At 75.0% G+C, this 14733-nt stretch carries 11 protein-coding genes; 6 read left to right on the top strand and 5 right to left on the bottom strand.

Annotation, left to right across the window (positions count from 1 at the left end; genetic code table 11):
- Nucleotides 1-157: 157 nt before the first annotated feature.
- From hisS to ABEA15_RS11135, 4 genes are all read right to left on the bottom strand, one after another.
- Entirely contained in the window at nucleotides 158-1474 is a 1317-nt protein-coding gene (hisS, locus tag ABEA15_RS11150) for a histidine--tRNA ligase (RefSeq protein WP_345556579.1), read from the bottom strand.
- 116 nt (nucleotides 1475-1590) lie between these two features.
- The gene (locus ABEA15_RS11145; RefSeq protein WP_344142177.1) at nucleotides 1591-3027 is read right to left on the bottom strand and encodes a YlbE family protein; all 1437 of its coding nucleotides are present in this window, start codon (nucleotides 3025-3027) and stop codon (nucleotides 1591-1593) included.
- Between the two features lie 91 nt (nucleotides 3028-3118).
- On the bottom strand, nucleotides 3119-4615 hold the full coding sequence (locus ABEA15_RS11140) for an AllF/FdrA family protein (protein WP_345556577.1): 1497 nt from the start codon (nucleotides 4613-4615) through the stop codon (nucleotides 3119-3121).
- Complete coding sequence (locus ABEA15_RS11135) at nucleotides 4612-5373, bottom strand: oxamate carbamoyltransferase subunit AllH family protein (RefSeq protein WP_344142175.1); 762 nt, start codon at nucleotides 5371-5373, stop codon at nucleotides 4612-4614. Before ABEA15_RS11135 ends, ABEA15_RS11140 begins: the two co-directional genes overlap by 4 nt.
- 285 nt (nucleotides 5374-5658) lie before the next feature.
- Between ABEA15_RS11135 and ABEA15_RS11130 the strand changes: the two genes are divergently transcribed.
- Complete coding sequence (locus ABEA15_RS11130) at nucleotides 5659-7374, top strand: PucR family transcriptional regulator (RefSeq protein WP_345556576.1); 1716 nt, start codon at nucleotides 5659-5661, stop codon at nucleotides 7372-7374.
- A gap of 63 nt (nucleotides 7375-7437) precedes the next feature.
- Here the strand turns inward: ABEA15_RS11130 and ABEA15_RS11125 are convergent, their stop codons facing one another.
- The gene (locus ABEA15_RS11125; protein WP_344142173.1) at nucleotides 7438-8178 is read right to left on the bottom strand and encodes a lytic polysaccharide monooxygenase auxiliary activity family 9 protein; all 741 of its coding nucleotides are present in this window, start codon (nucleotides 8176-8178) and stop codon (nucleotides 7438-7440) included.
- 468 nt (nucleotides 8179-8646) lie between these two features.
- Between ABEA15_RS11125 and ABEA15_RS11120 the strand changes: the two genes are divergently transcribed.
- The 5 genes from ABEA15_RS11120 to ABEA15_RS11100 form a co-directional block, all read left to right on the top strand.
- On the top strand, nucleotides 8647-10131 hold the full coding sequence (locus ABEA15_RS11120; RefSeq protein WP_345556575.1) for a uracil-xanthine permease family protein: 1485 nt from the start codon (nucleotides 8647-8649) through the stop codon (nucleotides 10129-10131).
- Nucleotides 10132-10195: 64 nt separating this feature from the next.
- On the top strand, nucleotides 10196-11104 hold the full coding sequence (locus ABEA15_RS11115) for an FAD binding domain-containing protein (protein ID WP_345556574.1): 909 nt from the start codon (nucleotides 10196-10198) through the stop codon (nucleotides 11102-11104).
- Nucleotides 11101-11685: a (2Fe-2S)-binding protein gene (locus ABEA15_RS11110; RefSeq protein WP_345556573.1), complete on the top strand. Its 585-nt coding sequence runs from the start codon at nucleotides 11101-11103 to the stop codon at nucleotides 11683-11685. The genes ABEA15_RS11115 and ABEA15_RS11110 overlap by 4 nt, the downstream gene beginning before the upstream one ends.
- Nucleotides 11682-14171, top strand: a complete 2490-nt coding sequence (gene cutA / locus ABEA15_RS11105) for an aerobic carbon-monoxide dehydrogenase large subunit (RefSeq protein WP_345556571.1) — start codon at nucleotides 11682-11684, stop codon at nucleotides 14169-14171. Before ABEA15_RS11110 ends, cutA begins: the two co-directional genes overlap by 4 nt.
- Nucleotides 14168-14733 (top strand): SRPBCC family protein (locus ABEA15_RS11100; RefSeq protein ID WP_345556570.1); only part of this gene is annotated, 566 nt, incomplete at its 3' end. The genes cutA and ABEA15_RS11100, both read left to right, overlap by 4 nt.

The raw sequence follows: 14733 nt of genomic DNA, 5'->3' as shown, positions 1-14733 counted from the left end.
CCGTGCTCAGCAGTCTTGCACGCGGGTAGGGGGTTGTCTTGGGAATGGCCGGTTCCGGCACCGGCTGTGAACAGGCGGGAGGAAGCCGCCCCGCCGTGGTACCGGGGCGGCGGGAGCGCCCTGTGGCCCGCTCAGCGCCCCGCCGCCGGGCGGCGGATCAGGGTCGCCACTCCGCGGGGTCGGCCGGGGCCTGCTCGCCGCTGCCGAGGTCCTTGACCTCGTGCTCGCGGCCGTCCTCGAACGGCGGGAACCAGACGTAGGGGATGCCCTTGCGCGAGGCGTACTGGATCTGCTTGCCGATCTTGGCCGCCTGGTGGAACACCTCGGTGTTGATGCCGCGCCCGCGCAGCAGCGCACCGGTTCGCAGCGCCTCGCCGCGGCGCTCGGCCGAGGGCACCGCCACCAGCACGTCGGTGGGGCAGGAGCGCCCGGGCGCGATGCGGCCCTCGGCCACCAGCTTGGCGAAGATGCGCGTCAGCCCGATGGAGATCCCCACGCCCGGCAGCCGGCGCCGGATGAACTGCCCGGCCAGGTCCTCGTAGCGGCCCCCCGCGCAGATGCTGCCGTATGCGGGGTCGTCGTCGAAGGCGGCCTCGTAGACGGTGCCGGTGTAGTAGTCCAGGCCGCGCGCGACGGACAGGTCGGCCACCACGCTGCCCGCGGGCAGGTCGGCCAGCGACTCCAGGACGAAGCCGAGCTCCTCCAGGCCCTCCTCCAGCAGCGCGGACTGCACGCCCATCCGCTTGACCTCGGTCACCACCGAGGCGTCGGCGCCCTTGACCGAGGCGAGCTCCAGGCACGCCGCCGCCTGCTCCTCGCTCAGGCCGGCCCGCTCCAGCAGGATCGCGCGCACGCCGTCGCCGCCGATCTTGTGCAGCTTGTCCACGGCGCGGATCACCGCGATCGGGTCGGCGATGCCCAGGCCCTCGTAGAACCCCTGCAGCACCTTGCGGTTGTTCACGCTGATGGTCCACGCCGGCAGGTCGAGCCCGGTCAGCACCTCGTGGACGATGCGCGGAAGCTCGGCGTCGAAGTGCAGCGGCACCTGGTCGACGTTGATCACGTCGATGTCGCACTGGGTGAACTCGCGGTAGCGGCCCTCCTGCGGGCGCTCGCCGCGCCACACGCGCTGCATCTGGTAGCGCTTGAACGGGAACGTCAGCTCGTTGAAGTGCTGGGCGACGTAGCGCGCGAACGGCACGGTCAGGTCGAAGTGCAGCCCCAGCCGGGCGTCGGAGCCGTCGTCGGCGTCCTCCTGCAGCCGGTGCAGGGTGTAGACCTCCTGAGAGGTCTCGCCCTTGGCCATCAGCACGTCGAGGGCCTCCACCGACGGCGTCTCGACCGAGGCGAAGCCGTAGCGCTCGAACCCGGTGCGGATATGGTCCAGCCAGGCCTGCTCCACGGACCGGATCTCCGGCGACCACTCGGGGAAGCCGCTGATGGGTGTCGGGCGGAGGACGCGCTGGTCGGACATGGGTTCGGGTGGCTCCTTGCGGCCGGTAGTGGGATCAGCTCAATGGTAGGCCCTCCGCGCGGTCGCGGCGGAACCCCGGCGAGGCCGCGTCCCTGGGCAGCACCCGGCCGGGCGGGCTACCCGGCGGCCGGCGCCCCCGACGGTTCGGGCGCCTGCAAGGCCAGCGCCGCCACGGCCGCGGTGAAGCACTCTGCGGGCGGGGTGACCAGGCCCGCCCCGACCTGGCCGGTGCCCGGCACGCGCCCGGCCATACCGGTGTTGATCTGCGGCAGTATCCCCGAGCGCACCACCCGGGTCACGTCGATTCCGGTCGGCGCACCGCGGAAGTCCAGGATGGGCAGCTGGAAGGCGGGGTTCTCCTCCAGCGTGATCTCGTACATGCTGCGCGTGGTGCGCAGCGCGAAGCCGGCGTCGCCGCCGACGAAGCGCACGATCGCCGGCGCCGCGGCCATGGCGAACCCGCCCAGCCCGCAGGTCTCGGTGATGGTGGAGTCGCCGATGTCGGGGTTGGCGTCCTCAGGCCCGTAGGAGCCCAGGAACAGGCCTTCGGGGGTCAGTGCGGGCGCGGTGAACCACCGGTCGCCGCAGCCGGAGACCTGGATGCCGAAATCGGTGCCGTTGCGCGCCATCGCCACCACGGCGGTCGAGCCGGGGACGCCGCGGGCGGCGTCGGCCATGAGCTTGGCGGCGGGCATGGCCAGGTTCAGGAAGAAGTGGTCGTTGCCGCCGATGAAGTCGGCCGCCGCGGCGACGTCGGAGGCCGGCGCGCCGACCGTCAGCAGGTCGGGCAGCAGGGCGCGCAGCAGCATCAGGGTGCCCGAGCGGTTGCGGTTGTGGCCCTCGTCGCCCATCTGCAGCATCTGGGCCAGGACCGCGCCGAGGTCGAGCGGACCGTGTGCGCGCACCGCGTCGCGCAGCAGGGGGCCCAGCACCTCCGACATCCAGCGCAGCCGCTCGACGACCTCGGGGCCATAGGCGCCGTAGCGCAGTACCGCGCCCAGCCCTTCGTTGAGCGAGCACCACGACCGGCGGCCGGTCTCGGCGTCGGCCACCTCGAAGACCCACATCGACGGGCTCACCACGCCGGCCATGGGTCCCACCGCGCCGCGGTGGTGGCAGGGCTCCAGGTCGGCTCCGCCCCGCCGCAGCTCGGCCTCGGCCTGTTCGGGGCTCTCGGCGAGCCCTTCGAAGACCGCCGCGCCCATCAGCGCGCCGCGCAGCGGGCCCGAAGCGCGCTCCCAGCCGACGGGCGGTCCGGCGTGCAGGAACGAGCCGCGGCGCAGGCCCAGCGCCTCGCCCGCCGGACGCACGTCCACCAGGCGGGGGCGCACCGCGAGGAGCCGGCGCACGGCCTCGGCGTTGGCGGCGGCGCGGCGCGGGTCGGCCATGACTCGCGCGAGGTCCGCCGCCGTGTCGCCCTCGGCCCCGGCCATCGGCGGGCGGAACCCGGTGTCGGCGACCGGCACGGCCTGGGCGGCCAGCGCCTCCGACAGCAGCCGCGCGCCGGAGGCGACCACGACGGGGTCGTCGGTGAGGAGTCGGGACGTGCTCATCGCATCCTGCCCTTCGCGAGGCGCCACCCGGGTCGGGCGGTGCCGTTGTCGGTTCCCGCGGGCGCCGGCGGCGGTACGGCGCGGCCGGCCATCAGGCGGGCTCCGCGCCGGAGGCGAGCGCGGCCGCGCGGCGCGCGGCGGCGGAGTTGGCCAGGTGGCGCTCGGCGCCGGCCAGGCGCAGCCGCTCGGCCTGCCCCGCCGTGCCCTGCACGTCCGCCTCGGCGCCGCAGAGCGACACCACGACGTGCGGGCGCCGCGGCCCGGCCGCCTCCAGCGCCGCGGCCAGGCCCGCCGCCGGGTCCGGGTGGGCGCCGTGGCCCAGCACGACGTCGGCCAGCACAGCGGAGGTGCCCGGGTCGGAGAGCTCTGCGGCGAAGCGCTCGGTGCGCAGGGCCGGGTCGATCATCGGATGAGGGCGGTCGAGGGTGAAGGCGTCCTCGCCGAAGTCGACCACCAGGTGCCCGGGCGCCCGCGCCTCGGCGGGGCCGGCGGCGAAGGCGACCGGGCCGAGGGTGCGGGCGGCGATGGCGGCGGCCTCCTGGGCGAGCGTGCCCCCGCAGAAGAGCCCGCGCAGCGCGCCCTCGCGGCGCGGGGGTGCGCTGTCCGGCAGCCACCGCGGCCAGTGCGGCGGCTCGCCTCCTGTCGCGGCGGCGACCTCGGCGACCGCCGCGGCGATGTCGGAGTCGCCGGTGCCCACGAGCACCGTGTGCACCGGTGTCGCCAACCCGGCGGCCAGCCGGTGCACCTCCTCGGCGACTCCGGGTGCGGGAGGCTTGGAGACCAGGACGATCCGCTCGGTGGCGGGGTCCTCGTCGAGCATCCGCAGCGCGCGGCGGGTGGAGATCCCGCCGACCTCCGCGGACAGGTCCCGCCCGCCCACGCCCAGGCAGTGGCTGATACCCGTCCCGGCCGCGTCCAGCAGGCACATCACCTGCTGCGCACCGGTGCCCGATGCGGCGACGACGCCCACCGGTCCCGGCCGCACCGCGTTGGCGAAGCCGAGGCCGGCTCCGTTCACCACCGCGGTGCCGCAGTCGGGCCCCATCACCAGCCGGTCCAGCCCCTCGGCGGTGCGCTTGAGCGCCACCTCCTGTTCGACGGGCACGTTGTCGCTGAAGACCATCACGTCCAGCCCGGACTCCAGCGCGTCGAAGGCTTCGGCAGCGGCGTAGCGGCCGGGCACCGACACCAGCGCGATCGTGGCCGGGTTCCCGTCGGCGGCGGCGCGCCGGGCCGCGGTGCGCAGCGTGCGCGGCGGCTCATCGGACGGCTCGCCCGCCCCGGCCCCGCGACCGCCCGCCGACATCGCCGCGAGCTCGGTTTCGGCTGCGGTCAGTGCACCGGCCAGCGCCTCCTCGTCGGCCGCGCGCACCGCGATCAGCAGGTCGTCGGGCCCGGCGCCCTCCGGCGCGTCGGCGCCCATGTCGGCGAGGATGCCCAGGTTGAGGTCGGTGGCCATGGCCACCAGCGCCGACTCCACCCCGGGCGCGGCCGCCACCTCGCGGGTGACGCGCATCAAAGCCACCGAGTCGCGGTAGGCGCCCTTGCGCACCTCGACGCGCACCGCGGTCGCCGGTTCCGTGGTCATGGACTGCTCCCTGTGTCGTGGGTACCGGCGCTGCGCAGCGCCGCGCGGGCACCGGCCGAAAGGCCCAGCGCCAGGTCCGTGCCGGAGGTGTGGCCGATGCCGCGCAGCGCTCGCAGAGCGGGGGCCAGCGGGGCGCGGCCGGAGAGGGCGTCGAGTACGCCGACCGCCTGCGGGCAGGCCCGGCCGGCGGCCGCGTGGCGCAGCAGGTCGGCTGAGAGCGCGGTGGTAGCCGGCGCCGCGCGCCGCACCGCGGCGGCGAGGGCGTCCGCGGCGGCCGGCGCGCCCAGGTGGCGGGCCGCGAGCAGGTAACCGCAGAGCAGGTCGTCGCCGCTGGGGGTGAGTCCGGGGCCGAGGCCGACCAGGCGCCTGCAGGCCTCCTCGGCCGCGTCGGGGCGTGCGAGGTCGGCGTCGAGCGGGTCGGCGGCCGCGGCGGGCAGGCCGCCTGCTGCGCCGCGCAGAGCACGGTCGAGTTCCGCGGCGGCCGCGGCCAGGCGGTCGGGGCGTGCGGTGCGCGGCAGGGGAGGACGCCACCACCGGCCCGCGCGGACGGTACGCGGGCCGGTGGGGCCGTCGAACACCGCGGAGCATCGACCGATGCGGACCGACGTCGCCTCGGCGACGTCGGCGAACGGCCCCACGCTCTGCGTGTCGACGAGGACCAGCCCGTTGGGCAACCGGACGGCGTCTCGTGCCAGGAGAGCGATCACCGTCGCCTCGTGCGGGTCCTCGATTTCAAGGTAGACCGCCAGACGTGACACGCCCAGTATTCGCGACGGCCGAAATGGGCCGCTCACAATGTCATAAAGCGCGGAGGATGCCGCGGCGGGCCACGCGCGCCCCGCGGAGCGGGCGTGTTCGGGCCCGGGCGTCTCGCGCGCACCGTCCGCCCGCGCGTCCTCGCCCGGGCCCGGCGGGCCGGTGCCCGGCGCCGCCACCGCGAACGGCGGCCCGGCTGCCATGGCACCCCTCCCTTCACGCCGCCGCACGGCCCGTATCCAGCGGACCCGCAAGCCGACGCTACGGGCGGGGGCTATCGTCGACCCATGGAAAACGTTGCCAACGATGGGACCCGAGCTGGACAGGATCTGCCTAGCGCCGACCCGGTCCACACGGCGAGCACGTTGGCACGGGGGCTCTCCGTGGCCGACGCGCTCAGCCTGTCGAGCCTGGCCGGAACCGAGGTGCTGGCGGGCGCGAGCGGTCTGGACCGGGTGATCCAGCGGCTCAACGTCATGGAGGTCCCCGACATCCTGCCCTGGGTGAAGCCCAACGAGCTGCTGCTGACCACCGGCTACCCGCTGCGCAGCGCGGGCGACCTGGCGGGGCTCGTGCGCGAGCTGGACGGGCGCGGGCTGGCCGCGGTGGCCATCAAGCTCGGCCGCTACGTCGACACCCTGCCCGACGAGGTGCTTCGCACCGCCGACGCGCTGGGACTGCCGCTGCTGCGGCTGAGCGGTGCGGTGGCCTTCGACGACGTCCTCAACCAACTGCTCACCGACATCCTCAACCGCCAGGCCGCCACGCTGGCGCGCGCCGAGGAGGTGCACCGGGTACTGGTCGACGTCATCCTCGCCGGGGGAGGGCTGGCGGCGATCACGCGGAAGCTGCCGGATCTGCTCGACGGCGGCGTCATGGTCACCACGCCCGACGGCCGCGTGCTGGCCCGGTCGGGGATGGACGAGGCACTGCTCGCCGACCCGGCGTACTTCGACACCCACGGAGGCCGGTTCCGGGTGGAGGACTTCAAGCACGGCGCACGCGCGCTCGACGACGAGGAACCGCGCGTGGTGCAGGTGCCGGTGCTGGCGGGCAGCCTCGACCACGGCCGCGTCGTACTTATCACCCGCGGGCGCAGCGCCGAGCCCGCCGATGTGCACCTGCTGGAGCGCGCGGCGGCCACCGCGGCTCTGGTCATCACCCGCGACCTGGCGGTGGCGGCGGTCGAGGGCAAGTACCGGGGCGACTTCCTGCGTGACCTGCTGGCCGGGCGCGCCGGCGGCGACGAGCACGTGAGCAGCCACTGCGCGAGCCTGGGCTGGGACATCGACCGGCCGCTGGTCGTCGTGGTGGCCGAGCTGGACGGCGAGGCGGGCTCGCCGGTGCCGGCGGCGGGCGAACTGCGGCCGGCTCACGAGCGGTTCGCCGCGGCCTGGAGCATGGTCGTGCGCGAACGCGACCCCGGAGCGGCGGTGGTGGGCTACAGCCAGGAGGTCGTGGTGCTGATGGGCGCCGACGGCGGGGGCGCCGGACCGGGCCGCCACGTCCGCCAGGCGATCGCCCAGGTCGCCGGCGACGGGGGAGGGGGGCGGCGGCCCTTCGCCACCGGGATCAGCCGGGTGGCCGAGCGCCCCGCGGACCTGCCCCACGCCTACGACCAGGCCCGCCAGGCCGCGCGGGTCGGACGGCGGCTGAGCGGACCGGGTGCGGTGGCCGAGTTCGACGACCTGGGGGTCTACCGCCTGCTCAGCCAGATCACCGACACGGCCGAGCTGCGCTCGTTCACCGAGGAGGTCCTGGGGGAGCTGGCGCGAACCGGATCGCCCGAGCAGGACGACCTGCGCACCACGCTGGAGACCCTGCTGGACAACAACCTCAACGTCGCCGAGACCGCGCGGCTGCTGCACTTTCACTACAACACCCTGCGCTACCGCATCGGCAAGCTCGAACGCATGCTCGGCCCCTTCAGCACCGACCCCCACCTGCGCCTGAACCTCATGGTCGCGCTGCGCGCCGTCCGGATGCGCGACCTCCGCGGCTGACGCGGCCGGGCGCCCCGCCCGCCGAGCCGCACCGGCGGGCGGGCGGGGCGCCCGGGGCGCGGATCAGGCCTGGGGGAAGGAGACGTCGCTGCAGGCGTAGAACACCTGGTCGTAGTGGCTGGCCTGCCAGATCATGTACACGATGTGGTGGCCGGTGCGGCCGGGTGCGCTGACGTCGATGTCGATCGAGACACCGTTGAGGGACTCCCCGTCGGAGGGCGAGCCCTCGCCCGGCGGAATGGTTCCGGTGTCGGCGAGCAGTTCGAGGTCGTCCCAGGCCGGCCGCTGGGTGGTGGGGTCGAATCCCTGCTCGGTGACGAAGACGCGGATGTAGTCGGCGCCGTGCAGAGCCTGGTCGTGCACCGTGACGGTGAAGTCGTTCTGCACCGGGGTGGTGTGCCATGGGCCGGGCTCGTCCAGCGCGGCGTAGCGGTCGCCGCCGGTGCGCCCGGCGCTGCAGAGCTGGCCGTCGGGGATGGCGCCCCGGTGGTCTCCGCCGACGTTCTCGCGGTAGAGGCCGTTCCAGTTCCACATCGCGGTGCTGTCGGCCTGCCAGGCCTGCCAGCACATGGGGTCCTCGGTGGCCATGTCGGGGTTCTGGAAGTCGTCGCCCCAGCGCTCCCAGCAGCCGTAGTTGCGCGAGGCGGGATCGACGGTCGAGCCGTGGGCGAAGGCGCTGCCGGTGAACAGGGTGGTCAGCGCGAGCGGGACGACGGCGCCGATGACCAGGGTCCGCCGCAGGGCGGTGCGGACCGGGGACGAGGGGCGCGGCGGGCGCGCGGGCGAGGGGGATTGCGCAGACATGAGTCCTCGAAGCGGTTCGACAGTAGGGCGGAGGATGCGGCCTCGACCCGTCGGGCCCGTATCACGCGGACCCGTATCGTAAACCCGGCACGCTCGGCCATCAAGAGGGCGCGGACGGTGTTCGCGCTCGGCCCGCGGAAGCCGGCGCCCCGGCGGTCCGCGCGCTTGGCCCCTGCGCCGCGCCGGTATCGGTTACCGCTGCGCAACCGGGCGGCGACGGCGCCGTCACACTCCTGTGCCGGACTGTGGGAGCACATGCGGCCGGAGTCGGATCCGGGGTGCCGCCGCGCCAACGACCGGGCGGTGCTTTGGCAGAAATCGCCAGTGCCGCCGCCCCGGCCGGGACCTAAGGTTGCCCGGAAGTGAACTGGATCACGTAGCGGTGACCCGCCGAACCGAGCGCGTGCCCCGCACAGGCGCGCCCCGCGCCCCGGCCGCAACGGACACGTCACACCTGGAGGCCCCCCAGTGAACCTCGGCTTGCGGTGGAAGCTCTACGGCGACGGCAGCGCACCGCCTCCCGGAGAGGTGGTCCGCCCCCAGGAGCGCCTGTCGTGGGGGCGCACCACGGGACTGGGCGCCCAGCACGTCGTCGCCATGTTCGGCGCGACCTTCGTCTTCCCCGTCATCATGGGCCTGGACCCCAACCTCGCCATCATGATGTCGGGTCTGGCCACCATCCTCTTCCTGCTCATCGTCCAGGGCCGGGTACCGAGCTACCTGGGCACCAGCGCCTCGTTCGTGGCCGCCGCGGCCGCGATCTCGCCCGGCGGCGCCAACCCCGCCCTGCTCACCGGCGCGATCATGGTCGCCGGCCTGGTACTGGCCCTGTCGGGCATCGCCATCCACCTGCTCGGCCCCCGAGCCGTGCTCGCCGCGTTCCCGCCCGCGGTCACCGGCGCCGTCGTGATGCTGATCGGCTTCAACCTCGCGCCGGTGGTGGCCGAGAACTACTGGCCCTTCGACCAGTGGGTCGGGCTGCTCACCATGGCGTTCGTCATCCTGGCGACCGTGCTGCTGCGCGGCTTCCTCGGCCGCATCACCATTCTGCTCGGCCTGGTCTTCGGCTTCGTGCTCTCGTGGCTGTTCGACCTGGTGCTGGGCGCCGCAGCGCTGCCCGAGGGCCAGGGCGGGGGCGCCGCGCCGCGCGTCGACCTCTCAGCCGTCGGCGAGGCCGCCTGGATCGGCCTGCCCGACTTCCACGCGCCCGCCTTCCAGGCCTCCGCCGTGCTCGTGGCGCTGCCCGCCGTCATCGCGCTGATCGCCGAGAACGCGGGCCACGTCAAGGCCGTCCAGGAGATGACCGGCGACGACCTCAACCCCTACATGGGCCGTGCGATCTTCGCCGACGGCCTGGCCACCAGCCTGGCGAGCGCGGTCGGCGGCTCGCCCACGACGACCTACGCCGAGAACATCGGCGTCATGGCCGCCACCCGCGTCTACTCCACGGCCGCCTACTACGTGGCCGCGATCGTGGCCGTGCTCTTCGGGCTCTGCCCCAAGTTCGGCGAACTGGTCGCCGCCACCCCCGCCGGTGTGCTCGGCGGCATCACCGTGGTCCTCTACGGCATGATCGGCCTGCTCGGCGCGAAGATCTGGGTGGAGAACCGGGTCGACTTCGGCAACCCGATCGTGCTGGTCCCCCTGGCGGCCGGGCTGATCGCCGGAATCGGCGGGGTCAGCCTGCGCATCACCGAGGGCTTCGCGCTGGAGGGCATCGCCCTGGGCACGATCATCATCCTCGCCGGCTACCACCTGCTCCACCGCCTGGCGCCGCAGAGCATGCGGCCCGCACCCGACGGCGACGCCGGCGTGCGCAGGCCCGACTCCGGTGCCGGTGTCGTCCTGGGCAGCGGCGTCGACGCGGTGTCCGGGGAAGACGCGGAGTCCGGCAGCACTGGAGGCGGTGAGACCGGGAAGGAAGGGCGTGACGGGTCGGGCGCCGGCGCCTGACCCCGCGTGCCGCCGCCCGCCCGAAGCCCGCCGCAGGCCGCGGGCCCGCCGCGAAAGGAGTGCCGTGAAGCCACCGCCGTTCGCCTACCACGCGCCCACCGAGCTGGACGAGGCCGTCGGCCTGCTGGCGGAGGCGGGCGAGCAGGGCAAGGTCCTGGCCGGCGGGCAGAGCCTCATACCGCTGCTGAACATGCGCCTGGCCCAGCCGCGGGTCGTCGTCGACATCAACGGCGTCGCCGGGCTGGGCGGGATCGGCACGGGCGCCGACGGCGTGCGGGTCGGCGCGCTGGTGCGCCATTCGCAACTGGAGGCCGATACCGCCGCGGCCGCGGCGGTGCCGCTGCTCCGGCAGGGGCTGCGGCTGGTCGCCCACCCGGTGATCCGCAACCGGGGCACCACCGTGGGCAGCATCGTCCACGCCGACCCCGCCGGGGAGATGCCCGCCGTGCTGGCCCTCCTGGACGGCGCGGTCGAGCTTCGCGGCCCCGCCGGAGCGCGCACGGTGCCCGCCGCCGAGTTCACGACCGGCCCGATGGAGACCGCCCTGGCGCCCGGCGAGATCGCCGTTGCGGCCCGGTTCCCCCGGCCCGCGCCCGGCACCGGCACCGCGTTCGTCGAGATCGCGCGGCGCCACGGCGACTACGCCCTCTGCGGTGCGGCCGCGGCGCTCACCCTGGACCCCGACGGGCGCGTCACCGCCGCCCGATGCTGCCTGGTCTCAGCGGCGCCCGTGCCCCTCCTGGTCGACCTGACGCCTCGGCTGTCGGGTACCCGGGCGCTGCCCGGCGAGCTGGACGAGGCCGCCGCCGCGGCCGCCGAGCGCTCCGACCCCGAGGACGACATCCACGCGAGCGCCGACTACCGCCGCCACCTCGCGCGGATCCTCACCGGGCGCGCCCTGGCCCGGGCGGCCGCCGCGGCTTCCGCCGACACCACAGCCGCCCCCGCCGCCGACACCGGAGCGATCCGATGACCGAGGAACAGCACGACATCCGGCTGCACGTCAACGGGGTCCGCTACAGCGCCCGCGTACCCGCCCGCCGCCTGCTGTCGGACTGCCTGCGCCACGACCTGGGGCTCACCGGCACCCACGTCGGCTGCGAGCACGGTGTCTGCGGCGCCTGCACCGTCCTCGTCGACGGGCAGCCGGCGCGCTCCTGCCTGATGCTGGCCGTCAGCGCCGCCCGGCACGACATCACCACCGTCGAGGGTCTGGCGGCGCCCGACGGCACCCCGCACCCCGTTCAGCGCGCCTTCTCCGAGTGCCACGCGCTGCAGTGCGGGTTCTGCACCCCGGGCTTCCTCACCCTGGTCGCCGCGTATGTGCGGGACAACCCCGACCCCGGCGAGGACGACGCCCGCGAGGCCGTCACCGGCAACCTGTGCCGCTGCACCGGTTACCAGAACATCGTCGCCGCCGTGCTGCGCACCGCCGAGATCACCCGCGAGCACGGCGCCTCCGGCGCTCCCGAGGCGCGCCGCCCCGCCGGGCGGGCCGGTGCGGCGGACGGCCCGCACTCCGCCGCATCCCCGAAGGAGGGAGGCCGCCCGTGAGCACCCGCATGTTCGGCGCGCCCGTCCAGCGCAGCGAGGATGAGCGCCTGGTCGCCGGCCGCGGCGCGTTCCTGGACGACCTGGGCGCGGGCGCGTGCGCCGCCGCGTTCGTGCGCAGCCCGCACGCCGACGCCCGCATCCTCGACGTGGACGCCGCCGACGCGGTCGACGTCGACGGCCTCATCGCCGTCTACACCTACGAGGACCTCACCGGCCCGATGGCCGAACCGCTGCCGCTGCTGATCCCGCACCCCTCGATCGTCGACGGCCGCACCCCCTACCCGCTGGCCCGCGAGTACGTCCACCACGTCGGCGAAGCCGTCGCCATGGTCGTAGCGGACGACCGCTACGCCGCAGAGGACGCCGCCGCCCGCATCCGCGTCGACTACGAGGTCGGCGGTGCGGTGGTCGGCATCGAGGCCGCCGCGGCCGCCGAGCGCACCGTGCACGAGGGCATGGCCGACAACGTCGCCGCCCACCTGGTCCAGGAGGTCGGCGACGCCCGCGCCGCCGTCAGCGGGGCGCCCAACACCCTGGAACTGGACCTGGACATCGAGCGCTCCGCCGCCACCCCCCTGGAGGGGCGCGGCGTCTATGCCCGCTGGGAGCCCCCGACCGGCTCCACAGGCAGCGACGACGGCCGCCTGCGCGTCTACAGCTCCACCCAGACCGCCACCGGCGTGCGCGCCGCCGTGGCCGCCAAACTGGAGCTGGCGCTGGGCCAGGTCGAGGTGGTGGTGCCCGACGTCGGCGGCGGGTTCGGCGTCAAGATCGTGCACCCCTGGCCCGAGGAGGTCATGGTCCCCTGGGCCGCCCGCCGGCTGGGCCGCGAGGTCAAGTGGGTCGAGGACCGCCGGGAGCACTTCGTCGCGGCGGCGCACGAGCGCGCCCAGCGCCAGCGGGTGCGGGTCGGATTCGACGACAGCGGTCGGCTGCTCGGGCTGGACGTCGACATCCAGCACGACAACGGCGCCTATCTGCCCTACGGCGTCATCGTGCCCATCGTGACCTCCACCCAGCTGCTCGGCCCCTACAAGCCCGGCGCCTACCGCGTGGAGTTCCGCAGCCTCTACACCAGCACCGCCATCGTGACCCCCTACCGCGGCGCCGGCCGCCCCCAGGGGGTCTTCGCGATGGAGCGCACCATGGACGCGATCGCCGACCACCTGGGCCTGGACCGGCTGGCGGTGCGCGCGGCCAACGTGATCACACCCGCCGAGATGCCCTACGACCAGGGCCTGCTGTTCCAGGACGGCCGCCCGCTGATCTACGACTCCGGCGACTACCCGCGGATGCTGGAGATGATCGGCGAGCTGGTGGACTGGCCCGGATTCGCCGAGTACCGCGAGCGGGCCCGCGAGGCGGGCCGGCGTGTGGGCATCGGCGTGGCCTGCTACGTCGAGGGCACCGGTCCCGGCCCCTACGAGGGCGGCCACGTCCAGGTCGAGACCAGCGGCAAGGTGCGCGTGGCCACCGGCCTGACCAGTCAGGGCCAGGGCCACGGAACGATGCTCGCCCAGGTCGTCGCCGACGAGCTGGACGTGCCCCTGTCCGATGTCGAGGTCACCACCGGCGACACCCGGCGCATGGGCTACTCGGTCGGCACCTTCGCTTCGCGCGGCGCCGTGACCAGCGGCAGCGCGGTGGCGCTGGCGGCCCGCCGACTCAAGGAGAAGGCGCTGCGCATCGCCGCCGACGCGCTGGAGGCCGACACCGGCGACCTGGAGTTCTCCCAAGGGCGGATCCAGGTCAAGGGCAGCCCCGCGCACGGCGTCGAGCTGGGCACCGTCGCGGTGCTGTCCAACCCGCTGCGCTACGCCTTCGACGCCGCCTCCGCCGCGGCCACCCAGTTCAGCGGCGCCGGCGCCCCCGACCGGCCGCCGGTGGCCGAAGGCGACGCGCCGGGCCTGGAGGGCACCGACTACCACTCGCCGCTGCGCTGCACCTTCGCCAACGGCGCGCACGCGGCCGTCGTCGAGACCGACCCCGACACCGCCGAGATCCGCATCCTGCGCTACTGCGTCGTCCACGACTGCGGCAACCTGATCAACCCGCGCATCGTCGAGGGGCAGGTCCACGGCGGCGTCGCCCAGGGCGTCGCCGGCGCGCTGTACGAGCGCATGGCCTACGACTCCGACGGCCAGCTGCTCAACGCCTCGCTGATGGACTTTCTGATGCCCTACGCCAGCGAGGTCCCGACCGTGGAGATCGCGCACATGCAGACACCCAGCCCGCTCAACCCGCTGGGCGTCAAAGGGGCCGGCGAGGCCGGGGTCATCCCCGCCTCGGCGGCGCTCGCCGCGGCCGTGGAGGACGCCGAGGGGTTCCGCATCGACCGCATGCCGATCTCCCCGCCGGATCTGTTCGAGCTGCGCCGCCGCCACGCCGCCGGAGACCCGCGGGTGCCCCCGGTCCCCGCTCGCCCGCCGTCCGCCGGATCCGTCGACCCCGACCCGTCCGTCCCGTCCGCGAGGGAGCCCCGTTGAAGATCTCCGGCAGCGCCACACTGCAGGCACCCGCGCAGCGGGTCTGGGACCGCATGCTCGACCCCGAGGCGCTCGCCCGGGCGATCCCCGGCTGCGAGAGCCTGGAGCGCGTCGGCCCCGACGAGTACCGGGGCACGGTCAGCGCCGGAGTCGGCTCGATCAAGGGGACCTTCCAGGGCGGCGTGCGGCTGTGCGACCTGCGGCCGGCGGAGTCGCTGACGATGCGCGCCCAGGGCTCGGGCGCACCCGGAACGGTCACCGCCGAGATCGGGGTGCGCCTGGCGGACCTGGGCGACGGGCGCACCGAGCTCTCCTACGACGCCGACGCCGTGGTGGGCGGCATGGTCGGCGGTGTCGGGCAGCGCATGCTCGCCGGCGTGGCCAAGAGGATGGCGGGGGAGTTCCTGGGCCGGCTGGACGACGAGGTCGCGGGCCGCCCGGCGGCCTCCGCATCCGCGCCCGAGGCGGATACCCCGGCGCCCGCACCCGGCGCCGCTCCCGTGCCCCGGGGCGCTCCCGCGCCGGCGGCGCCCCCGGCCGCAACGGGCGGCGACGGTGCCGC

It is taken from the genome of Streptomonospora halophila, assembly GCF_039542725.1.
GTDB lineage: Bacteria > Actinomycetota > Actinomycetes > Streptosporangiales > Streptosporangiaceae > Streptomonospora > Streptomonospora halophila.
Note: the sequence above shows the minus strand (reverse complement) of the source record. Positions and strands in the feature narration are given on the sequence as shown.